The 21,581-nt window shown below is 70.8% G+C and carries 20 protein-coding genes; 11 read left to right on the top strand and 9 right to left on the bottom strand.

The genetic code is table 11. From position 1 onward, the window contains the following. The first annotated feature begins 42 nt into the window (after positions 1-42). Complete coding sequence (locus tag Vqi01_RS07625) at positions 43-867, top strand: alpha/beta fold hydrolase (RefSeq protein WP_204033887.1); 825 nt, start codon at positions 43-45, stop codon at positions 865-867. A gap of 80 nt (positions 868-947) precedes the next feature. Here Vqi01_RS07625 and Vqi01_RS07620 read toward each other — a convergent pair whose 3' ends face one another. From Vqi01_RS07620 to Vqi01_RS07600, 5 genes are all read right to left on the bottom strand, one after another. Continuing rightward, complete coding sequence (locus Vqi01_RS07620; RefSeq protein WP_204033886.1) at positions 948-1,187, bottom strand: hypothetical protein; 240 nt, start codon at positions 1,185-1,187, stop codon at positions 948-950. Between the two features lie 41 nt (positions 1,188-1,228). Next, positions 1,229-2,413, bottom strand: coding sequence for a S8 family serine peptidase (locus Vqi01_RS07615; RefSeq protein ID WP_204033884.1), 1,185 nt, complete (start codon positions 2,411-2,413; stop codon positions 1,229-1,231). Between the two features lie 101 nt (positions 2,414-2,514). Beyond that, on the bottom strand, positions 2,515-4,176 hold the full coding sequence (locus tag Vqi01_RS07610) for a S8 family serine peptidase (protein ID WP_204033883.1): 1,662 nt from the start codon (positions 4,174-4,176) through the stop codon (positions 2,515-2,517). 134 nt (positions 4,177-4,310) lie between these two features. Then, on the bottom strand, positions 4,311-5,600 hold the full coding sequence (locus Vqi01_RS07605; protein WP_204033882.1) for a LysM peptidoglycan-binding domain-containing protein: 1,290 nt from the start codon (positions 5,598-5,600) through the stop codon (positions 4,311-4,313). Further along, positions 5,597-7,660: a serine/threonine protein kinase gene (locus Vqi01_RS07600; protein ID WP_204033881.1), complete on the bottom strand. Its 2,064-nt coding sequence runs from the start codon at positions 7,658-7,660 to the stop codon at positions 5,597-5,599. The genes Vqi01_RS07605 and Vqi01_RS07600 overlap by 4 nt, the downstream gene beginning before the upstream one ends. A gap of 127 nt (positions 7,661-7,787) precedes the next feature. Between Vqi01_RS07600 and Vqi01_RS31240 the strand changes: the two genes are divergently transcribed. From Vqi01_RS31240 to Vqi01_RS07565, 9 genes are all read left to right on the top strand, one after another. Next, positions 7,788-7,919, top strand: a complete 132-nt coding sequence (locus tag Vqi01_RS31240) for a hypothetical protein (protein ID WP_275408739.1) — start codon at positions 7,788-7,790, stop codon at positions 7,917-7,919. A gap of 95 nt (positions 7,920-8,014) precedes the next feature. After that, positions 8,015-8,125, top strand: a complete 111-nt coding sequence (locus Vqi01_RS31545) for a hypothetical protein (protein WP_372444327.1) — start codon at positions 8,015-8,017, stop codon at positions 8,123-8,125. A 116-nt stretch (positions 8,126-8,241) separates the two neighbouring features. Beyond that, the gene (locus Vqi01_RS07595; RefSeq protein WP_204033879.1) at positions 8,242-10,995 is read left to right on the top strand and encodes an ATP-binding protein; all 2,754 of its coding nucleotides are present in this window, start codon (positions 8,242-8,244) and stop codon (positions 10,993-10,995) included. A gap of 194 nt (positions 10,996-11,189) precedes the next feature. After that, positions 11,190-12,047, top strand: coding sequence for an alpha/beta fold hydrolase (locus Vqi01_RS07590; protein WP_239098245.1), 858 nt, complete (start codon positions 11,190-11,192; stop codon positions 12,045-12,047). A 26-nt stretch (positions 12,048-12,073) separates the two neighbouring features. Next, on the top strand, positions 12,074-12,775 hold the full coding sequence (locus Vqi01_RS07585) for an alpha/beta fold hydrolase (protein WP_204033878.1): 702 nt from the start codon (positions 12,074-12,076) through the stop codon (positions 12,773-12,775). Positions 12,776-12,893: 118 nt separating this feature from the next. Continuing rightward, positions 12,894-13,580, top strand: a complete 687-nt coding sequence (locus tag Vqi01_RS07580; protein ID WP_204033867.1) for a GntR family transcriptional regulator — start codon at positions 12,894-12,896, stop codon at positions 13,578-13,580. 74 nt (positions 13,581-13,654) lie between these two features. Next, positions 13,655-14,422 carry an alpha/beta fold hydrolase gene (locus Vqi01_RS07575; RefSeq protein ID WP_204033866.1) on the top strand — a complete coding sequence of 256 codons (768 nt, stop codon included), beginning with the start codon at positions 13,655-13,657 and terminating at the stop codon, positions 14,420-14,422. Positions 14,423-14,560: 138 nt separating this feature from the next. After that, on the top strand, positions 14,561-15,574 hold the full coding sequence (locus Vqi01_RS07570; RefSeq protein WP_204033865.1) for a 1-aminocyclopropane-1-carboxylate deaminase: 1,014 nt from the start codon (positions 14,561-14,563) through the stop codon (positions 15,572-15,574). A 152-nt stretch (positions 15,575-15,726) separates the two neighbouring features. Further along, positions 15,727-16,053, top strand: coding sequence for a hypothetical protein (locus Vqi01_RS07565; RefSeq protein WP_204033864.1), 327 nt, complete (start codon positions 15,727-15,729; stop codon positions 16,051-16,053). 84 nt (positions 16,054-16,137) lie between these two features. On the opposite strand, the gene Vqi01_RS07560 is transcribed toward Vqi01_RS07565, so the two are convergent. The 4 genes from Vqi01_RS07560 to icmF all read right to left on the bottom strand — a co-directional run bounded on the left by Vqi01_RS07560 (position 16,138) and on the right by icmF (position 20,876). Next, the gene (locus tag Vqi01_RS07560; protein ID WP_204033863.1) at positions 16,138-16,896 is read right to left on the bottom strand and encodes an SDR family NAD(P)-dependent oxidoreductase; all 759 of its coding nucleotides are present in this window, start codon (positions 16,894-16,896) and stop codon (positions 16,138-16,140) included. A gap of 143 nt (positions 16,897-17,039) precedes the next feature. After that, a complete protein-coding gene (locus tag Vqi01_RS07555) occupies positions 17,040-17,357 on the bottom strand; it encodes a beta-ketoacyl-[acyl-carrier-protein] synthase family protein (protein WP_239098244.1) in 318 nt (105 codons plus the stop codon). Beyond that, positions 17,293-17,580: a thiolase family protein gene (locus Vqi01_RS07550; RefSeq protein WP_204033861.1), complete on the bottom strand. Its 288-nt coding sequence runs from the start codon at positions 17,578-17,580 to the stop codon at positions 17,293-17,295. Before Vqi01_RS07550 ends, Vqi01_RS07555 begins: the two co-directional genes overlap by 65 nt. Positions 17,581-17,627: 47 nt before the next feature. Further along, positions 17,628-20,876, bottom strand: coding sequence for a fused isobutyryl-CoA mutase/GTPase IcmF (gene icmF / locus Vqi01_RS07545; protein WP_204033860.1), 3,249 nt, complete (start codon positions 20,874-20,876; stop codon positions 17,628-17,630). A 131-nt stretch (positions 20,877-21,007) separates the two neighbouring features. Between icmF and Vqi01_RS07540 the strand changes: the two genes are divergently transcribed. Beyond that, a complete protein-coding gene (locus tag Vqi01_RS07540; RefSeq protein WP_239098243.1) occupies positions 21,008-21,568 on the top strand; it encodes a MarR family winged helix-turn-helix transcriptional regulator in 561 nt (186 codons plus the stop codon). The last annotated feature ends 13 nt before the right edge of the window (positions 21,569-21,581 follow it).

Genomic DNA, 21,581 nt, shown 5'->3' with positions numbered 1-21,581 from the left:
AGCTCGGATCGGAACGTCACCTAGCGACTCGAAAGGGCGTCCATGGCAACGATCACCGCACAAGACGGTACGCAGATCTTCTACAAGGACTGGGGATCGGGTCGTCCGATCGTCTTCAGTCACGGCTGGCCGCTGAACGCCGACGCGTGGGACAGCCAGCTCAAGTTCGTCGCCGACAACGGCTTCCGGGGCATCGCGCACGACCGCCGTGGGCACGGTCGTTCGGGGCAGCCCTGGGACGGCAACGACATGGACACCTACGCCGACGACCTCGGTGCTCTGCTCGAGGCGCTCGACCTGCGTGAGGCTGTGCTGGTGGGGCACTCCACCGGCGGCGGCGAGGTGGTCCGCTACATCGGCCGGCACGGCACCGGGCGGGTGTCCAAGGTGGTGCTGCTCGGCGCGGTGCCTCCGTTCCTGTTGCAGACCGAGGACAACCCGGACGGCGCACCGCGCCAGGTCTTCGACGAGATCCGGGCCGGTGTGACGGCCGATCGCTCGCAGTACTACAAGGACCTGACCTACCCGTTCTACGGCGCGAACCGGGACGGCTCGACCATCTCCGAGGGCGTCCGCGAGGCCTTCTGGCTGGCCGGCATGCAGGTGGGTGTCAAGGCCGCGTACGACTGCATCGCGGCATTCTCGGAGAGCGACTTCCGCGCCGACCTCGCCAAGGTCGACGTTCCGGCGCTGGTGGTGCACGGCGACGATGACCAGATCGTGCCGATCGCAATCTCCGGGCTGAAGACGGCGGAACTACTCAAGGACGTTTCGCTGAAGATCTATCAGGGGGCGCCGCACGGCATCGTGGGCAGCTCCTACCAGTCACGTTTCCACACCGACCTGCTCGACTTCATCACCCTGTAACGGGATTCGCGCGGGGCATGGCGCTGTTCGTCGCTCGGATCGAGCATCCGGGCGACGAACAGCGCCTCGTCACGTCACGACTAGACGATCTGGTACAGAGTGGCACCGTTGCAGTAGAGGTCGAGATTCGGGAACTGGGCGACAAGCTGGAGACGAGCCCACTGGCAGTCCAACGCGGTGAGGTAGGTCTGCCAGACCACGATCCGGCCGACGGGCTGGTCGGCCGCGGCGGCAGTGCCACCACCAACTGCCAGCGATGAGGCGGTGAGCACCGCCGCCAGCCCTACCGCCACCATGCTGCGCTTGGCACGTCGGAGCATTTCAGAGACCTTTCTGTCGAAGAGGGATGGAACAGCAACAGTCACGGACGCCATCGACGACGGCGACCGAGCCTGAGCACCTGCGCCGACACGTACGCCGTTGCGGCCGTCGCCACCAGTCCGGCCGCGACCGCAGCGGCGACCGCCGCCGCCGGATCCGAGGGCGGTGGCGCCGGCAGCTTGATCATCCGGGGTACGCCGGCCGGGAGCGGTTTTTCGTAGATCTCCACCGCGCTCACCGCCTCGTACAGGTCGAGAGTGCCGGGTCCGGACCGCTGCTGATCGCCGAGCGGGGGCTCAGCGGTCAGGACCAGCCGGCGTCGGACCTCGGCCTGGTTCAACTGCGGGTGGTACGCGCGGACGAGCGCCGCCGCTCCGGCCACGTACGCCGCCGCCACCGCCGGTCCACCGACCGTGTAGTGGCCACTGCCGATCGGTGCGACGCTCACCGCGCCGGCCGAGGGAGCGAGCAGGTCCACACCCGCCTCCGGCGGCAGGGCCTCGGTCGGCGTACCGTCAGGGTCGACGCCGCCGACGGCCAGCACGTTCTCGTCAGTGGCCGGGTACCACGGCGCCGGGTCCGGCGCGGCGTCGGAAACCGAGGCGACCACCACGATGTCGCTGGTGACCGCGTCGCGTACCGCTGCCCGGAGCGCCGCGTCGGGCTGCGCGGCGCCGACCCCGAGCAGGATCACGTCGGCGTCCGCCCGAGTGGCCTCCCGGACAGCGGCCGCCAGCGCCCCGGCCGGCACTTCGCCCCGGCCGTCCACCATGCGCACCGGAAGTATCCGGGCGGCCGGCGCCAGGCCGACGAACCCGCTTCCGGTCACCGGGCGGGCCGCCACGATTCCGGCCAGTGCGGTTCCCCGGCCGACGCAGTCCCGATCGCCCGGTCCCTGGCTCACCACGTCGGTGCCGGGCAGCACCGCACCGGACAGTGCGTCGGCCTCCGCGCTCACCCCCGTGTCGATCACCGCGACCAGCACCCCCTGGCCCCGGGTCAACGGCCACACCGCCTGCGGCGCGGTACGCCGCACCGGCCAGGGCGGGTCCACGGCCACCATCGGCGACCCGCCGACACAACCCTCCCGGCTCTGGGGCAGCACCGGGGGCTGCTGGTCGCCGGCCGGGGCGTGCCCGACAGACGCCGGTCGCTGCCACGCCGTCGCGGGAGACACGGTCGGCTCGGCCCGGACCGGCTCGGCCGGCACCGCGATGGCGAGCATGGCCAGCGCCGTCGTCGCACCCGCGATCCGGCGGAGGCCCGCCGGTCCTCGCGTCCTCGCCCGTCGCACGACGAGCCGGCGGGACGGAATCGCCGGGTGGTTCACCGATGCCCCGATGCGGTGGGCCCGGCCTCCGGTCGACTGGCCGTGCCGGGTCGGCCGTCCTCGACCCGCGCCCTCGATCGCTCCCGGTCGGTGTCGACGGCGCCGGCCGGTGGGGCGCCGATGGGCCCGGCGGCCGGCTGCGCACGATCGGCACCCGGGATCTCATCAGCGGCAGCGGACGTTTCCGCGCCAGCGCCCCGCGCACCGGCGGCGGTGGTTGCCGTTGTGGCGACCGCCTCCGCTATCCGCTCGGGTGAGCGCCGGGCCAGGAGCGCGACGGCGGCCAGCCCAGCCACCACCACGATGCCGATGGTCAGTGCCCGAAGGGGACTGGCGCCCGCCTCCGGAGCGGCGGCCAGCGGTGTCTCCGCGGCCAGCGCCACGGTCACCGCCGCGTTCGGGTTGATCATGCCCCAGCCGGCCAACGGGTCCGGTTCGTCCTGACCGGCGCCCTCGGCGGTGGCCTTGATCCGGTGTGCCACCTGGGTCGCGTTCAGGTTGGGATAGGCGGAACGGACCAGGGCCGCCGCCCCCGCCACGAACGCGGCGGCGTACTGGGTACCGCTGCTGGACCGGATACCCGACCCGCGGGTCCCGAGGCTCGCCACGTCGATGCCGGGCGCGAGCACGTCGACCGTGTCGGGGCGGTGGTTCGCCGCAGGCTGTCCGTCGGGGCCGACACCGCCCACCAAAAGCAGGCCGTTCAGCTTCGGCACCGCTGGGGTTTCCGCGTCCGCCACCGGTACGGTCGGCGCCGGGGCAACCACCACGACGTCGTGTGCGAGCGCCGATTTCACCGCGTCCAGCACCATCTCGTCGGTCGGGTCCACATAGGCGCCGAGGGTGATGACGCGGGCACCGGCGGAGGCCGCCACCTCGATCGCGGTGGCCGCGTCGGTCGGCTTCGCCTCCGGCGTCTTGTCCACCACCCGCAGCGGCAGGATCATGGCGGCGGGCGCGAGCCCGACCACCCGGCTGTCGTCCGGCCTGGCCGGCGCGGCCGCCACGATGCCGGCCATCGCCGTGCCCGAGCCGAGGCGGTCGATGTTGCCCCGCTCGGTGCCGGCCGGAATGTCGGCGCCGACGGTGACCCGGCCGGACAACTGCGGCACATCGGCGTCGACCCCCGAGTCGACCACCGCGACCAGGATTCCCGCACCGTGGGTACGTCCCCACGCCTGATCGACCGCCATCCGGTCATGTGCCCAGTCCGCGCCCGTCCGCACGGGCGTGGGCGGGGACGAGGGCGCGGCCGCACCCTCCGTCGGCAGCACGCCGTACCGGACATCGTGGCCGACCGCGTCCCACGGAAGGACCAGGAGCCAGCCGGAACGCAACCGCATGCCGTCGGTCAGCTTGCCTCCGTCGGGCTGCCGCCGACCGGCGTTGAGGTGATAGATCTCCGCCGCTCGGCCGGTCGCACCCAGCAGCCGGGCCGCGATCTCAACCAGGCCCTCCGGCCGCCCCTGGTCGGCCTCGGTGACGACGTAGAACTTGACGAACTCCTGGCCGAAGGAGGGTGACGGTAACGGCGCAGCGGCAGTGGCGGCCAACGTGGACGCGCCGAGCGCCGGGGCCGGACCGGCCGTCGGGGCCAGCACCGCCAACAGGGCCAGGCAGCCTGACAGGCGGGCCCAGGCCCGCACCTTCGCCGTCACCCACGGTCTCCTTCGTCTCGCTGCCCGACTCCGCGCGTCGGGCCGGGGCCGCGCCGTCACCCAATCCGACGACGGTGCTGCCCCGCCTTTGGTTCAATCCGAGTGCGACCGACGCGGCTGCCGTGCGGCATTCCCTACCGGGCGACGCCGTCGCCAGCGGCCGGCTCTGTCCCGCCGGGGGTGAGCAGGACCGACCAGCGAGCCCGCAGCACTTCGCCGACCAGCACCGGGACCACCCGGGACCCGATCCGCGCGGTCAGCGCACGAGCTGCCGTCATCTCCGCCCCGTGCAGCGGGCCACTGAACACCACCACGGGGCCGTTCGTCGTATCGAGGCCCGTCGACGACGGGAAGGCGTCGATCCGACGGCAACCGGTCGGCACGTCCGGCCCGAGCACGTTCCCGACCACCGTCACCGCCACGTCGGCGGCGAGCAGTTGCCGGGCGATGTCCAGCGCGTACCGCACGGCCGCGCTGGACGGGCCGCCGATGGTGAACAAGTCCGGCGTGGCGGCGAGATCGAGGTGGAAGCGCCTACCGTCTCGCTGGCCGAGCACGACCGGCATCCGCCCGGTCGGGGTCGAGGCGTCGTCGAGCCAGCCGTACGTCGCCGCTGCCCCGGTGACATCGGTGCCGAGTAAGCGGACGTCGACGTGCCCCGGCTCGGCGCTGGGTGAGAACAGCGTGATGACCAGGCGGCCCGGCCGCGCCGACACCGACGGCTCCGGTGCCGGTCCGGTTGCGGAGGCCGCCGGGACCGGCTCCGGGTCGGGTCCTGTTGCGAAGGTCGCCGGGACCGGCTCCGGGTCCGGGCTGGCCGCGGTCACCGGTACGGGATCACGGACTGCGCTGCGGCGGCGCAGCAGGCGTAGTCCCGCGCCCAGCAGCAGCGCCATCGCACCGAGAGCGACAGCGCCGACGAGGTACGGCGAGGTTCGGCTCGGGTCGTCTGCCGCTGCCGGACCCGACGGGTACGCAGACGGGGGGAACGGCGGCGGCCCGATCCGTACTCCCGGGCCACGGGCGTCCGGCGGTAGTTCCAGGATCCACCCGGGTTGGAGCGACAGCGGGTCGGTCAACCGACCGCCGTCGGGCTGGAGTCGCCCCTGGTTCAGCTCGAAGATCTCCTGGAGGCGATTGCCGTCCCCGAGCGTCGTCGCCGCGATCTGATAAAGGTGCTCGCGCAGCCCGTCCCGAGGTGAGCCGACCACGTAGTACCGCTGTCCTTCGGGCTGACTCGGGGCGGGCGGCGTACGGCCGGTATCGGGGCGCGGCGCCGCAACGGCCCGGGCCGGCGCGGCCTGCGTCGGCGCCACCACGGTGAGCGCGACGAGCAGCGGCACCGCGGCGAGCCACCGGGCACCGAGGATCATCGCACGCCGGCTCGGTCCCCCCGGTCTCGTCGGGATCACCGGCTTGCTCACCGTCGCGTCCACTTCTGGTGGGCTGCGGTGTTGTTGCAGGTCCACTGCTGGATCGGGGTGCCGTTCCCGGTCCCTGCGTCGGTCACGTCGAGGCACTTCCCGCTGAGGGCGTTGACCAACTGCCGTTCGCCGTTGAGCGTGAACCGCTGGGCGGGGCCGCCGTTGCAGGCGGTGAGTTGGATGACCGCGCCGTCGTCGGTCGAGGCGTTGGCCACGTCCAGGCATCTGCCGTCCAACCGGAGGCTGCCGTCCGCGCGGAAGGCCCAACGTTGGCTCCGGGCCCGGGCATCGTCGCAGTCCATGATCCGCACGCGGAGCGTGGCGGCCGAGGCCGGTTCTCCGACGTCCAGGCAACGACCACTCGCCACGCTGACGATCTGGTCGCCGGACCTGGCGGGAGGGGCGCTGCTCGGCGTCACGGACGGCCTGGCCACGCGTGGGCTCGCCGAAGTCGCCTCCGGTTGCGGGGAGGTCACCGACTGCGGCTCGCTGGCCGGACGGAAGCCGTCGACGATCCTGCTGAATGCCTTCTCGTTGCTGGCCCAGACCGCCTCGGGTGTCGACCAGACGATCGTGTACGCCTTCCGTTCACTGGTGCGGAACGTACGCTGCCGTACCTGCATCGCCCGACCGCCGGTGGTGTGCACCCACTCCCAGTCCGCGGCGTCCTGTTGGTAGTTCACCGCGACTATCCTGATCCGGCGGTAGTTCTGGTACCGGCCCTCGGCCGTGCGGTTCTTCTCCTGCGCGGTCAACTCGGCCACCGGATCGGATGGCGGCGTGTCCGCCTGGCCGACGACGAGGAACCGCTCACCATCCGGCTCGCGGAACTCGACCTGACCGTTGTGCCGGACGACCTGCCATCCCCTGGGCGCCGGCACCCTGAACCCGCTTCGGTCCTGGTAGGTGGACCACGACAGTCGCGCGGCTGCCGCGACACTCGGAGTGGAGACCGGGGGCCCGACCAGGGGCGGCTCCAGCCCGCTCGGTGCATCCCGCGTGCCGTCGGCGCTCTCGACCGCCCGGTCACCGAGCAGGGGAAGACCGACCCCGACACCGAGCGCCATCAACAGGACGGCGAGACCACCAACCAGCCGAGCCACGCGCGGCCGACGCGACGTGACGCCCGACGGCGGGGCGGGGTCCGTCGGGTGGGGCGTGCCGGGCACGGAATCGGGTCGGGCCGGCGCGACGTCCTGCGGTGCGGCCTCGGTGGGGCCCTCATCCCTCGGTTCGTCGGCGTCCACCACCAGATTCAACAGTCGCTCGACCGTGTCGGCGTCCATCCGCTCGGCCGGGTCCTTGCGGAGCAGTCCCTGTAGTACCGGCGCCAGCGGGCCGGCGTGCCGGGCCGCCGGCGGCGGTTCGGTGGCCAACGCGGTGAGGCTCATCAGGCTGGACGGCCGGGCGTACGGCGCCCGGCCCTCGACCGCGGCGAAGAGGGTGGCGCCGAGGGACCACAGGTCTCCCTCCGGTCCCACGGTGCCCGACCTGGCTCGCTCCGGCGAGACGTACGCGGGCGAGCCGAGCACGATGCCGCTGCGGGTCAGGCTGGTGTCCTCCATCGCGATGGCCAGACCGAAGTCGGTGAGCACGACACGACCATCGACGCCGATCAGGATGTTCGCCGGTTTGACGTCGCGGTGCACGACTCCGGCGCGGTGGGCGGCCCGCAACGCACCCAGCACCGCCAGCCCGATCCGGGCTGCCCGGGCCGGCGAGACGGGGCCGTCGGTGGCGAGATGTTCGGACAGCGCGCGCGACGGTACGTACTCCATGACGATCCACGGGTCGCCGCCGTCCCCGACCAGGACGTCGAACACCCGGATGGCGTTGGCGTGGTCGAGCCGGGCGAGGGACCGCGCCTCGCGCAGCGACCGGGTCCGCAATTCCTGCCGCGCCTCGTCGGTCAGACCAGGTGGCGGAACGATTTCCTTGATGGCGACGTCGCGCTGCAGCAGCGTATCCCGGGCTTTCCATACCCGACCCATCCCACCCTGGCCAAGAAGCTCCGAGAGGACATACCGATCGGTAAGCAATGGCGGCAACGTCTCAGGCACGGCGTGCAGGCTACCCGCTTCACCGAGATCAGCAATGTGGCAAAGTCGTTTGAACCCAACCGGCGGCCGGTACGTCACACCGGTCGTGGACGACACGATCTGGCGCGGGATTCCGGGTGGATCCCTGGTGATCCCCACCGCTCCCACCAGCGAAGAGGAGTGGCGGCGGAGACAGGCGGCGATCGTCGCGCCGGACGAGGAGGGCTTCGAGGCGTACGCCGACACTCGCCCATCCCGAGCGGGCCGGCCCTTGCGGTGAGACTCGGCGACGTGGCAGAAGGATCGCGACGACGGCCCAGGAAATCACCTTGATGAGGGCCAGGAAAATGGTCCCGGTGCGACATCCGCTTTCGGGTGGTTCCGGCCGCGACAGCGCCCGTCTCGGCAAACCTCGAACTGACGAGCGCAATTTGGGAGGAGTTTGTCGACTGCGCCGATAACGACATCTTCCGCAGCCGCGAATAGCGGCAACCCTCGCCGGAAAACCGAGCCTTGACAGCCCCTCGACGCGCGGTGTGCAATATTCTGCATGTCCGTACTGTTGCGACAGCATGCCGTTGCGGATCCACCATGAGGGACACATGACTGTGAGCGGACTGTTCGGGCGGGACGCCGAGGAGCAGCACATCGCGCACTTCCTCGGCACGGTGCGGCACTCCGGCGGTGCCCGGCTGGTCCGGGGAGAGGTCGGCGTCGGCAAGTCCGCGCTCCTGTCGGTGACGGCCGACCGCGCCGAGGCCGCCGGGATGCAGGTGCTACGCGCGTCGGGATCGGAATTCGAGGCGGACGTCAGCTACTCGTGTCTGAACCAGTTGCTGTTACCCGTGCAGCACGAGTTGCACCGGATCCCACCCGGCCCGCGCGACGCCCTGTCGGTGGCGCTTGGCTTCGGCACCGGGCCACCGCCGAACACACTGGTCGTCTGCAACGCCGCCCTGTTCCTGGTCATGGCCGTCGCGAAGGACGCTCCGGTCGTGCTCCTGATCGACGACGTGCAGTGGATCGACCGGGCGAGCGCCGTGGTGCTCAGCTTCATCGCCCGTCGCGCCGAGGGCCGCCCGATCGGCCTGGTGGCCTTCTCCCGACTCGACACCGAAAGCTTCCTCAACCGACGCGGGATGGTCGACGTGGTCGTCCAGCCGCTCGGCGACGAAGCGTCCGAGCAACTGGTCGACGCCAACTTTCCGGACCTGCCGGCACACGTCCGTCAGCGGGTGCTGAACCTCGCGCAGGGCAACCCGTTGGCGCTGATGGAACTGCCGACCGCGCTGAACGTCCCCGGCCCGCCCGGTACCGACGAGCCCGAGGTGGTGCCGTTGAGTGAACGGCTCCACGCCATGTTCGCCACGCGAATCGCCGACCTTCCGGATGCGACCCGGTGGCTGATGCTCGCCGCCGCGTTGGAAGGCACCGGTGACCTGCGGGTGCTGCGCGAGGCTGCCGGCGACCCGGCAGGCCTGGCCGATCTCGCGGCGGCCGAGCGGGCGCAGCTCCTGCGGATCGACGATCCTTCGGCCCGCGTCGTCTTCCGACATCCACTGATCAGGTCGGCGATCGTCGCGATGTCCGCCCACGAGGAACGCCGACATGTCCACCTGTCCATCGCCGCCGCACTGCACGGCGACCCGGAACGCCGTGCCTGGCATCTGGCCACGGCGGCCGCCGGCCCGGACGAGTCGGTGGCGGTCCTGCTCGACGCCGCGGCACGCCGGGTCATGCTCCGTGGCGACGCGCTCGGCGCCATCGCGGCCCTGGTACGCGCCGCCGAACTGAGCGCCACAACGCAGGAGCGGGCCCGACGACTGGCCGAGGCGGCGTACATCGGCGCGGAGGCGGGCGGCGCCGTCGACGACGCGAAAGGGCTCCTGGCCGACGCGCAGCGAGCGGGCGCCGGTTCGACCGGCTCCCTGCACGCGGCGAACGCGGCGGCCTTCCTGATGCTCGACGGCAACGGCGACGTGCACACGGCCCATCACCTCCTCGCTGGCGCCATCGAGACCGGCAGCCACGGTTACCGGGCCGATGATCCAGCCCTCGTCGATGCCATGCACACCCTGCTGCTGTTGTCGTGGTACGCCGCCACGCCCGCCCACTGGGCGACCTTCGAACGGCTGCTGGGCCGACTGGCTCCCCACCCACCCGACGTGCTCGCGGTGGCGAGCAGAACCTTCCCCGATCCGGTGAGAACCGCCGGCGCCGCGGCGCCTGCACTCGATCGACTCCTCGCCACGCTGCCCGATGAGGACGATCCGGCCCGGCTTGTGCGGATCGGCACCGCGTCGGTGTATCTGGACCGGCTCGGCGACTGCCGGGAGGGATCGTGGCGGCTGGTGCAGCAGGGGCGGCACGGGTCGTCGCCCCGCCGGCATCTCGGGGCATTGATGCACCTGTGCCTGGACGGCTATCTCTCCGGCCGGTGGGACGAGGCCGACGAGCTCGCCCGGGAAGGCCAACATGTCTGCGTCACGCGTGGCTACTCCTTCTTCACGTGGTACTTCCTCTACAACCGGGCCATCATCGCGGCCGGCCGGGGCAACGCCGACGAGGCGTACGCCCTGGCCGACGAGATCACCCATTGGGCGCTGCCGCGCGGTGTCACCAGCGCGGCGCTGTTCGCGCACCATGCCCGCGCACTCGCCGCGTCCGGCCAGGGCGACTTCGACGCCGCTTTCGTCCACGCCTGCGCGATGAGCCCGCCAGGCATCCTCGCCTCGCACGTTCCGCACTGCACCTGGGTGATGTTCGACCTGGTCGAGGCGGCGCTGCGCACCGGGCGTGTCGAGGAGGCTCGGGCACACCTGAAGGCGATGCAGGCCGCCGACGTCGCGGCGCTGTCGCCGCGCATGGAACTGATCCAGTGCGGGGTGGAGGCGCTGGTCGACGACGACGACGCGGCGAGCGTCCGGCTGGAGGCCCTGCTGGCGAATCCCGACACGGACCGGTGGCTGTTCGAGGCGTCCCGGATCCGTCTCGCCTTCGCCGAGAAGCTGCGCCGGAGGAAGATGCTCCTGCCGGCACGTCGCCACCTGCTCGCCGCGCGCGACGGGTACGCCGCGATGGGCGCCACACCGTGGCTCACCCGGACCCAGCATGAGCTGCGCGCCGCAGGGCACCAGTGGACCGGAGAGCCGTCGGGCGACCGCGTCACCTTGACCTCGCAGGAGGTCGAAATCGCCAAGCTCGCCGCGAGCGGCCTGACCAACAAGCAGATCGCCAAACGCATGTACCTGTCCCCACGCACGGTCGGCGCGCATCTGTACCGCGTCTTTCCCAAGCTGGGCATATCGTCGCGGGCCGCGCTCAGAGACGCCCTGTCCCGCCATCTCGACGACTGATCGGCCGTCCGCCGCCTGTCCCCCGCCGTCAGGTTCTCCCACGGCCATCTCTTCCGCGCATCGGCGCGACTGCGCCGGGCTCTGGTCATGACGGCAGGCAAATGACTGATTCCTGTCCCGCGTCCCGGGCCGAGGCTGGAGCCAACCGGGGCGCCGGTCCGGCAGCCCCGCCAGACTCCAAGTAGGAGAACCTGATGAACCTCAGGCCGTTGAGCCGCCTGACATGGGCCTCAGCCACCGTGCTGGGTGCGATCGTGGCCGTGATCGCGCTGACCATGGCCACCTCCGCCCCCGCCACCTCAGCGACCACCACGACAGCACAGTTGGGCCTCAAGCCGACGAAGAAGCCGACGGTGGTGCTGGTCCACGGAGCATTCGCCGACTCGTCCAGCTGGAACGACGTCATCGACCGCCTGCAGCGCAACGGCTACCCGGTGCTGGCCGTCGCCAATCCGTTGCGTGGTCTGGAAGCGGACGCCGCCTACGTACGCAGCGCGCTCGACAGCGTGCCCGGGCCGATCCTTCTGGCTGGCCACTCCTACGGCGGCAGTGTGATCAGTGCGGCGGCCGCCGACCATCCGCGGGTCAAGGCCCTGGTCTATGTCGCCGCTCTCGCCCCCGCCGAGGGCGAGAGCACGGCCGAACTCGTCAACAAGTTCCCCGGCAACACCCTCGGCGAGCACCTCGACGCGGTGCCGTTCCCGCTGCCCGGCGGCGGCACCGGGACCGACCTGTACGTCCAACCCGACGCCTTCCATCAGCACTTCGCGGCCGACGTGCCGGCCAAGGTCGCCAGGCTGATGGCCGCCACCCAGCGTCCTGCCGCGACCACCGCGCTCGAGGAAGCGGCAACCCGCAGCGCCTGGCGGACCATCCCCTCCTGGGCGCTGCTCGCCACACAGGACCGTGCCATCCCGTTGGCCGCGCAGCGCTTCATGGCGAAGCGTGCCAACTCCCGCACCGTCGAGGTGAGGGCCTCACACGCCGTGACTGTCTCGCGGCCCGACGACGTCGCAAAGCTGATCATGCAAGCGGCGCGCACCACCGCATAACCCTTCTCGCTGCAAGGAGCAGACGCATGAAACCCACGATCGTCCTCATTCACGGAGCCTTCGCCGAATCCGCCAGCTGGAACGGCGTCATCAGCCGCCTGCACGCCGCCGGCCACCGTGTCGTCGCGGCCGGGAACCCGCTGCGTAGCCTGGCCGGCGACGCCGCCGTTGTGTCGGGCCTGCTGGCCAGCATCGACGGTCCGGTCGTGCTGGTCGGCCACTCCTACGGCGGCGCGGTCGCCACCAACGCCGCGGTCGGCCATGACCACGTCAAGGCCCTGGTGTACGTCGCCGCGCTCGCCCCGGACAAGGGTGAGAACGTTCCCGACCTGACCGGCAAGTTCCCCGGCGGCACCCTCGGTGAGGCCCTGATCGAGGTCCCGCTGCCCGACGGTACGGTCGACCTCTACATCGAGCAGAGCAAGTACCACGCGCACTTCTGCGCTGACCTCACTGCCGAGCAGGCCGCCCTCGACGCCGCCACCCAGCGTCCGTTCAACACGGTGGCTTTCAACGAGGCCTCGGGCGAGCCGGCCTGGAAGTCGGTCCCGTCCTGGTTCATCTACCCGGAGCTGGACCTCGCGATCCCGGCTGAAGCGTTCCGCTACATGGCCGACCGGGCCCAGGCACGCGCGATCGTGGAGGTCCCCGGCGCCTCGCACGCGCTCCCGGCGTCGCGGCCACAGGCGGTGGCGGACTTCATCCTCGGGGCCGCGAGCAGCATCTGAGCAGACCGGGGCGGCGCCAGGAAGGTCACCGGCGCCGCCCCACCCCCCGGCCGGCTAGCCAGCCGGTGGGCTGACCGGTCTGGTTGACAGCGGCGGCGCTGGCTGCCCAACATGTTGCATGCCTGTTCCCCAAGGTCGTGGACTCGTCTCCAGATCACTTCTCCGGGATGACGCCTACCGGGCGATCCGCGACGCCATCGTCGGCGGCACGCTCGCCCCCGGCGAACGCCTCAACGACAGCGACCTGGTCGAGTGGCTCGGCGTCAGCCGCACCCCGGTCCGGGAGGCACTGGCACGTCTTGAGCAGGCAGGTCTGGTCCAGACGAAACCCGGCCGATACACGATCGTCAGCCCGCTGGACGTCCGGGCCGCCCGCAATGCCCAGTCGGTCACCACCGCCATGCACGAACTCGCTGTCCGCGAGGCCCTACCCAACCTCTCCGCCACCGAGATCGACGCCATGCGCGAGGCCAATGCACGATTCGCCAGCGCGCTACAGCGCAACGACGTCGACGCGGCGACCAGCGCGGACGACGACTTCCACGGCGTGCTGGTGACCGCCAGCGCCAACCGGGCCCTACGGGACGTTCTCGAACAGTTCACGCCGGTGCTGCGGCGCCTGGAGCGACTTCGCTTCGCCTCCCTGAGTGGCCGCGAGTCGGTCGCGCAACACGCCCGGATCATCGCGCTCTGTGAGGCCGGCGACGTGGACGGGGCAGCCGCCGCCGTCCGCGCCAACTGGGAGACACTCGCTCCCCTGCTCGACGCCCCACTGGCCGCCGACGACGCCACCGCCGACACCTGACGCCTGTCACCGGTCGGGTCGGGTGATCCGGCCCACGAACGGGCCGTACGGGGCCGTGTTACGCCGACAGGGGCATGAGGCTCGCCTACGACTTCCACGGTTCCCGCGACGATCGCCCGCCGCTGGTCCTGTTACATGGTCTGACCTTCGACCGCGGGCACTGGCAAGCGGTGTTGCGGGAGCTGGACCGGATCGACCCGCAACGCCGTGTCATGGCGGTTGACCTGCCCGGCCACGGCGGGTCGGAGCGCGCACCGACCTACGACCTCGGCGCGGTGGTGGACGCCGTACACGCCGCCGTCGAGGGTGCCGGTCTTGATGCACCGGTGCTGGTCGGGCATTCCATCGGAGGGCTGCTGGCCACGGTCTACGCCGCGACCTATCCGGCGCAGGCCGTGGTGAACCTGGACCAGCCGTTGCTACCGGGCCCGTTCGGGGACCTCGTCCGCCGGGCCGAGCCGGTGCTGCGCAGCCCGTCCTACCGGGAGGTGTGGGAGCGCCTACTGGGCGGCATGCATCTGGAAAACCTTTCGTCCGAGGTGCGGCGAAGGGTCCGGGCAACCAGTCGCCCCCGCGCCGACCTGCTACTCGGCTACTGGAACGAACTTCTCGTCGACTCCGACGAGGCCATCCGCGAGCGCCGCACCGGGGAACTGGCGACGCTGCGTCGGCGCGGGGTCGGTTACCGGTACGTCACCGCTACCGAGCCACCACCGCCGTACCGCCACTGGCTCGAATCAGCACTACCCGACACCCGGGTCACCCTGATGCCGAACGGTGGTCACTTTCCGCACCTCGCCTACCCGGCCGAGGTCGCCCGCATCCTGGCCGACCACCCGTGAAGATCTGACACCGCAGATCCTGCCCGCCGGCCTCCGTCCACTCTGGCTTGACCCATCACGGGGATCCGGTGTGCAATATTTTGCATGCCATAGCCAAGATGGTGCCGCCGGGCACCCCTGCCTGAATGAGAGTTCCTCATGGCCCTCGACGCGTTCGAACGCTTTCCGCTGCTGCACGGCCCCAGTCCGGTTCACCGGCTGGACCGGCTGAGCGACCACCTCGGCGGCGCCAGGATCTGGGCCAAACGGGAGGATTGCAACAGCGGGCTGGCCTTCGGCGGAAACAAGACCCGCAAGTTGGAGTATCTGCTTCCAGACGCTCTCGCCCAGGGAGCGGACACGCTGGTGAGCATCGGCGGGGTGCAGTCCAACCACACGCGCCAGGTCGCGGCCGCTGCCGCCCGGGCCGGCCTGAAGGCCCTGCTGATACAGGAGAGCTGGGTGGACTGGCCGGACCCGGTCAACGACAAGGTCGGCAACATCCTGCTGTCGCGCATCATGGGTGCCGACGTGCGTCTGGTGCAGGAGAGCTTCGGCATCGGACTGAAGGACAGTTGGCGGCGGGCGCTGGACGAGGTCCGGGCCGCCGGCGGCGTGCCCTACGCGATCCCGGCCGGCGCCTCCGACCACCAGTTCGGCGGTCTCGGCTTCGCCAACTGGGCGTACGAGGTCCAGCAGCAGGAACAGCAGCTCGGTGTCTTCTTCGACACCATCGTCGTCTGCAGCGTCACCGGGAGCACCCAAGCCGGGATGATCGCCGGCTTCGCCGGGCAGGATCGGCCCCGCCGGGTGCTCGGGATCGACGCGTCCGCGAAGGTCGACGAGACACGTGCCCAGGTCGAGAAAATCGCCCGCAACACCGCCGCCCTCATCGGCCTGGGGCGCGACCTGCGCGACGACGAGATCACCGTCCTGGAGGGCTGGGCCGGGGATCTGTACGGCATTCCGATCGAGTCGACAGTGGATGCGATCCGGCTCGCGGGCAAGCTCGAAGGAATGATTGTCGATCCGGTGTACGAGGGCAAGTCGATGGCGGCCCTGATCGACCTGATCCGCAGAAACGAGATCCCCAGAGGATCCAACGTCCTCTACGCCCACCTGGGCGGCCAGCCCGCCCTCAACGCCTACCACTCGCTTTTCCACTGCACCTGAGCAGTGACCGGGCATGACCCGGCCGGGCCGGAAGATGGCGACGCCAGCCGGCGAGGATCTCCTCACAGTTTTGAACTCGACGAAATGGTTGCGGCGTCAACGAAGTGCGGCAACGATGGCATCACCCGTCATCGATACATGGGAGGACGCAGATGCGCAGAAGGCTCAGCAGGATCGGTGCCGCACTGGCCACGTCGGCAGCCGTGATCATCGGGCTCGGAGCCGTGGCGGCACCCGCCTCGGCACAGGCTTCCGGCCTCACCTTCTACAGCGGGCAATTCACGGACACGGTCGCACACTTCCCCGCCCCGAGCGGCGACTGCTCCGCGCTGCCGGCCGCCGCGGACAGCCACATCGGCTGGAGCGGCTTCCAGGACGTCGTCTTCTACCGGACCTCGGACTGCACCGGCCAGGCGACGGCCGTGGGCACGCTTCGCACCTACGAAGCTGGGCGCTGGCTGACCTTCCGTGCTTTCTGACCGGACGCCGGAGCGGGCGGGATGAGATTCCCGCCCGCTCATCCAAGGGTGCCCCGACAGCGACCGGCGCCCGACCCGAGAGTCCTAGCGCGGGGCCATCCGCAGAGCGGCGTCCATCCGGATGGTCTCGCCGTTGAGGTAGTCGTGCTCGATGATCAACAGGGCGAGTTGAGCGTACTCGTCGGGGCGGGCCAGGCGCTTGGGGAACGGGACTCCGGCGGCGAGGCCCGCGCGGAACTCGTCGGAGACCGTGGCGAGCATCGGCGTGTCCACGATGCCGGGAGCGATGGTGCAGACCCGGATGCCGTACTGCGCCAGATCCCGGGCGGCCGGAAGCGTCAAGCCGACGATCCCGCCCTTGGACGACGAGTAGGCGGCCTGCCCGATCTGCCCCTCGTAGGCGGCGACCGAGGCGGTGTTGATGATGACGCCCCGCTGGCCGTGCTCGTCGGCGTCGGTCTCGGCGATCCGCTCGGCGGCCAGGGCCAGCACATTGAAGGACCCGATGAGGTTGACCTGCACGACCTTGGCGTACAGGGCCAGGTCGTGCACGCCGTTCTTGCCGAGGATGCGCATCGACGGGCCGATGCCGGCGCAGTTGACGACGGTACGCAGCGGCAGGCCCGAGCCGGCCGCCTGCCCCACCGCGGCCACGACCTGATCCGGGTCGGTGACGTCGACTGCGACGTACTCGATGCCGGTGCCGCCCGGTGCGGTCTCGACGCTGGCCGGCAGGTCGAAGGCGAAGACCTTCGCGCCGCGCTCGGCGAGCGCCTGCGAGGTCGCCGCGCCGAGGCCGGAGGCGCCGCCGGTCACGATGGCGGCAGTGTTGTCGATGCGCATCTCTCTCCTTGGTGTTCGGTGTGTGCCGGCCGCCGTCGCCCCGGTCAGGAACGGCTGAGGAACCTCTCGATGCGGGCGGAGGCCTCCGGGCGACGAGGCGGGCGATCGTGTCGGCTTCGTCCCGTGAGATGTTCTCAGGCTCCTTATACGCGGCGCAGAAGGGCGGCCATGGCCTGTCCCCCGCCGATGCACATGGTGACGATGCCGAGTTCCCCGTCGGTGCGGGCCAGGTGCTTGGCCACCCGCAGGGCCAGGATCGCACCGGTGGCGCCGACCGGGTGGCCGAGCGCGATGGCTCCGCCGTACGGGTTGGTCCGCTCCGGGTCCAGTCCGGCATCCCGGATCACCGCCACCGCCTGGGCGGCGAATGCCTCGTTGAGTTCGACCACGTCGATGTCACCGGCGCTGGTGCCCGTCTCGTCGAAGAGTCGCTTCAGCGCCGGCACCGGCGCGTAGCCCATCAGTTCCGGCTCCATCGCCGTTGTACGCGTCCGGCCCCACCTGGCCGATGCAGCCCATCACCACCTCGTCGACCGCCTCGGCGGGCACCCCCGCGCGGGACAGGGCCTCCCGGACGGCGGTGGCCCCGAGTTCGTGGGCCGGGACGTCCTTGAACGCGCCACCGAAACTGCCCACCGGGGTCCGTGCCCCCTCGACCAGGAGAATCTTCTCCGAGCTCACCATTCACCTCCAGTAAGCCGCGCCGAATCCCCGGCACGAAGCGAGTTGCCTCAGACGTTGCGGCGGTACTGGCCGCCGACCTCGAAGAACGCTTCGCTGATCTGCCCCAGGGAGCAGTAGCGGACCGCGTCCATCAGCGCCTCGAAGACGTTGCCACCGCTGGTCGCGGCGGCCTTGAGCCGATCGAGCGCGGCGGGGGCCTGCGCCGCGTGCCGGGCGTGGAAGTCGGCGAGCCGCTCGAGCTGCGACTGCTTCTCCTCGTCGGTGCCGCGGGCCAACTCGAGGACCTGGGCCGGGGTGTCGGAGTCATCGCCGAGGAAGGTGTTGACGCCGATGATGGGCAGCGACCCGTCGTGCTTGCGGTGTTCGTAGAGCATCGACTCGTCCTGGATGCGGCCACGCTGGTAGCCGGTCTCCATCGCGCCGAGCACGCCGCCGCGGTCGGCGATGCGGTCGAATTCGGCGAGCACCGCCTCCTCGACCAGGTCGGTGAGCTGGTCGACGATGTAGGAGCCCTGCAACGCGTTCTCGGTGTCCGCGAGCCCCCACTCCGCGTCGATGATCATCTGGATGGCCAGGGCGCGGCGTACCGACTGCGCGGTGGGGGTGGTGACCGCCTCGTCGTAGGCGTTGGTGTGCAGGCTGTTGGCGTTGTCGTAGATGGCGCACAGGGCCTGCAGCGTGGTGCGGATGTCGTTGAAGTCCATCTCCTGGGCGTGCAGGGACCGACCGGAGGTCTGCACGTGGTACTTCAGCTTCTGCGCGCGCTCGCCGGCGCCGTACCGGTCGCGCATCGCGATCGCCCAGATCCGGCGGGCGACCCGGCCGATGACGGTGTACTCCGCGTCCATGCCGTTGGAGAAGAAGAACGACAGGTTCGGCGCGAAGTCGTCGATGTTCATCCCCCGGGCGAGGTACGCCTCGACAAAGGTGAAGCCGTTGGCCAGGGTGAACGCCAACTGGCTGATCGGGTTCGCCCCGGCCTCGGCGATGTGGTAACCGCTGATGCTGACCGAGTAGAAGTTGCGGACCTGGTGGGCGATGAACCACTCCTGGATGTCCGCCATGGCGCGCAGGGCGAACTCGGTCGAGAAGATGCAGGTGTTCTGCCCCTGGTCCTCCTTGAGGATGTCGGCCTGCACCGTGCCGCGCACCGTCGACAGCGTTCGCGCCCGGATCTGGGCGGTCTCCTCAGCGGTGGGCTCCCGTCCCTCGGCCTCGCGGAACCGGTCGAGCTGCTGCTCGATCGCAGCGGTGAAGAACATGGCCAGGATCGCCGGCGCCGGACCGTTGATGGTCATCGACACCGAGGTGGTGGGCGAGCAGAGGTCGAACCCGGCGTACAGCTCGCGCATGTCGTCGACGGTGGCGATCGACACGCCCGACGTGCCGATCTTGCCGTAGATGTCGGGACGCCGGTCCGGGTCGCGGCCGTACAGGGTCACCGAGTCGAAGGCCGTGGACAGGCGGGTCGCCGGCTGGCCGGCGCTGAGCAGGTGGAACCGGCGGTTGGTGCGGAACGCGTCGCCCTCACCGGCGAACATCCGCGCCGGCGCCTCCTCGGTCCGCTTGAACGGGAACACGCCGGCGGTGAAGGGAAAGTAGCCGGGCAGGTTCTCGTTACGCAGGAACCGCAGCAGCTCGCCATCGTCGCCCTCGCGCGGCAGCGCCACCCGCGGCACCTTCGTGCCCGACAACGTCGTGCGCGTCAACGGGGTACGGATCTCCCGGCCCCGGACGGTGTAGACCTGCTCGTCGCCGTCGTACCGGGCACGGACGGCCGGCCACTGGTCGAGCAACCGGCGCACGTCACCGTCGAGGCTCTGCTCGGTACGCTCCAGCAGCGCCGCGACCGACGCCTCGGCCGGGTCTGCCCCGGCCGCGAGCAGGTCCCGCGTGGTGACCAGATGCTGCCGTCGGCGAACCAGCTCCACCTGCTCGGTCGTCGTGGCGTGGTAGCGGCGCACGGTCTCGGCGATGTCGGCCAGGTAGCGTTCCCGGCCCGCCGGCAGCACCGATGTGAGGCCGGTGGAGGTGCGTCCGCTCACCAGCGGCAGGACACCATCGAAGGCCCGGAGCCCGCGCTGGTTGAGCAGCTGCTTGAGGTGGTGGTACAGCGCGGTCACGCCGTCGTCGTCGAACCGTGCCGCGCTGGTGCCGAAGACCGGCATGTCCTGCCACGGAGTGCCGAACTGTTCCCGGTTGCGCACCAACTGCCGGGCGACGTCCCGCAGCGCGTCCTCAGCTCCCCGGCGCTCGAACTTGTTGATGGCCACCACGTCGGCCAGATCGAGCATGTCGATCTTCTCGAGCTGGCTGGGCGCGCCGAACTCGGGCGTCATCACGTACAGGGACACATCGGCGTACGGCACGATTGCGGCGTCGCCCTGACCGATGCCGGGCGTCTCGACGATGACCAGGTCGTAGCCGGCGGCCTTGCACGCGGCCAGCATGTCGTCGAGGTGCTCGGGCACCTGCGTTCCCGGCGTACGGGTCGCCAGCGAGCGGAAGAACACCACATCCGGGGCGATGCTGTTCATCCGGATCCGGTCGCCCAGCAACGTCCCGCCCCGGCGGCGGGTGGGGTCGACCGCCAGCACCGCCACCCGGAGCTTGTCCTCGCTGTCGCGGCGCAACCGGCGTACCAGCTCGTCGGTCAAGGACGACTTGCCGGAGCCGCCCGTGCCGGTGATGCCCAGCACGGGGACCGTGCGCGACGCCGCAGCGGAGCGCACCGCGGCGGCCAGCTCGGCGTCGGCCCCGGCCTCCAGCACGGTGACCGCCCGCGCCAACGCGGCGTCGTCGCCGGCCAGCACGGCTTCGACGTCGGGCCGCCGGGCGGCGAGATCGACGTCGCAGTCGCGAATCAGCTCGTTGATCATGCCGGGCAGCCCCAGCCGCTGGCCGTCCTGCGGGCTGAAGATCCGGACTCCCCGCTCGGCCAGGCTCGCGATCTCCTCGGGCACGATCGTCCCGCCCCCGCCGCCGAACACGCGCACGTGCCCGGCACCGCGCTCGGCGAGACGCTCGACCAGGTAGCTGAAGTATTCGACGTGACCGCCCTGGTAGGACGAGACGGCGACACCCTGCACGTCCTCCTGCACCGCCGCCGTCACCACCTCCTCCACACTGCGGTCGTGGCCGAGGTGCACGACCTCGGCACCCTGGCTCTGCAGCAACCGCCGCATGATCGTGATTGCCGCGTCGTGCCCGTCGAAGAGACTGGCCGCGGTCACGAAACGCACCGGATGCACCGGCACGTGCAGCGGGGGCCGAGCGGAGGAATTCGGCTGACTCATGGCGCTCCTAAGCCGGGGGTCGTGACGGTTGGCATGACGCGTGCGCGGGCTATGAGGCCGTCACAAGAAACACTAGGACATGCAACTATCCGATGTCCATGTACTGTGCGCCACGCTCTAGGATGGGCCCTGTGCCCGCCCGTGACCGCCTCTCCCTCGACCCGATCGCCGAAGCGCGCCGCCGATGGGCAGGCCACGGCTGGGAAGCCGCGGCCGACGGAATGGCAGCCGTGACCTCGCTGATGCGCGCGCAGCAGATCGCTCTCGCCCGCGTCGAGGCCGTCCTGCGGCCCTACGGCGTGACCTTCGCCCGATACGAGGTGCTCATGCTCCTCTTTTTCAGCCGCGCCGGCTCCCTGCCGATGGCGAAGATCGGAAAGCGGCTGCAGGTGCACCCGACCAGCGTCACCAACGCCGTCGACCGCCTGGAGTCCGCCGGCCTGGTCCGGCGTACGCCACACCCCACCGACCGCCGCACCACGCTCGTCGAACTTCTCCCGAAGGGACGGGAACTGGCGGTCACCGCGACCGAGGAGCTCAACGCTCAGGTGTTCTCCCGACCCGGCCTGCCGCCGGACAGCGTCACGGCCCTGGTCTCCATCCTCGCCGAGATGCGCCACGAGGCCGGCGATTTCTCCGGCCCGCGACCCTCGTCATCCGACACCGAGCTGCCCGCCGTCGATCACCAGTGACGATCCTGCGCAC

The organism is Micromonospora qiuiae (genome assembly GCF_016863555.1).
Taxonomy (GTDB): domain Bacteria; phylum Actinomycetota; class Actinomycetes; order Mycobacteriales; family Micromonosporaceae; genus Micromonospora; species Micromonospora qiuiae.
The sequence above is the reverse complement of the archived record's forward strand: the minus strand, read 5'-3'. Positions and strand labels throughout refer to the sequence as shown.

What these genes read in the sequence shown, in the direction of transcription:
- Vqi01_RS07625 (WP_204033887.1), top strand. Translation starts at nt 43, where the DNA reads ATGGCAACGATCACCGCACAAGACGGTACGCAGATCTTCTACAAGGAC.
- Vqi01_RS07620 (WP_204033886.1), bottom strand. Translation starts at nt 1,187, where the DNA reads ATGCTCCGACGTGCCAAGCGCAGCATGGTGGCGGTAGGGCTGGCGGCG.
- Vqi01_RS07615 (WP_204033884.1), bottom strand. Translation starts at nt 2,413, where the DNA reads ATGCTCGCCATCGCGGTGCCGGCCGAGCCGGTCCGGGCCGAGCCGACC.
- Vqi01_RS07595 (WP_204033879.1), top strand. Translation starts at nt 8,242, where the DNA reads ATGACTGTGAGCGGACTGTTCGGGCGGGACGCCGAGGAGCAGCACATC.
- Vqi01_RS07590 (WP_239098245.1), top strand. Translation starts at nt 11,190, where the DNA reads ATGAACCTCAGGCCGTTGAGCCGCCTGACATGGGCCTCAGCCACCGTG.
- Vqi01_RS07585 (WP_204033878.1), top strand. Translation starts at nt 12,074, where the DNA reads ATGAAACCCACGATCGTCCTCATTCACGGAGCCTTCGCCGAATCCGCC.
- Vqi01_RS07580 (WP_204033867.1), top strand. Translation starts at nt 12,894, where the DNA reads ATGCCTGTTCCCCAAGGTCGTGGACTCGTCTCCAGATCACTTCTCCGG.
- Vqi01_RS07575 (WP_204033866.1), top strand. Translation starts at nt 13,655, where the DNA reads ATGAGGCTCGCCTACGACTTCCACGGTTCCCGCGACGATCGCCCGCCG.
- Vqi01_RS07570 (WP_204033865.1), top strand. Translation starts at nt 14,561, where the DNA reads ATGGCCCTCGACGCGTTCGAACGCTTTCCGCTGCTGCACGGCCCCAGT.
- Vqi01_RS07565 (WP_204033864.1), top strand. Translation starts at nt 15,727, where the DNA reads ATGCGCAGAAGGCTCAGCAGGATCGGTGCCGCACTGGCCACGTCGGCA.
- Vqi01_RS07560 (WP_204033863.1), bottom strand. Translation starts at nt 16,896, where the DNA reads ATGCGCATCGACAACACTGCCGCCATCGTGACCGGCGGCGCCTCCGGC.
- Vqi01_RS07555 (WP_239098244.1), bottom strand. Translation starts at nt 17,357, where the DNA reads ATGGGCTACGCGCCGGTGCCGGCGCTGAAGCGACTCTTCGACGAGACG.
- Vqi01_RS07550 (WP_204033861.1), bottom strand. Translation starts at nt 17,580, where the DNA reads ATGGTGAGCTCGGAGAAGATTCTCCTGGTCGAGGGGGCACGGACCCCG.
- icmF (WP_204033860.1), bottom strand. Translation starts at nt 20,876, where the DNA reads ATGAGTCAGCCGAATTCCTCCGCTCGGCCCCCGCTGCACGTGCCGGTG.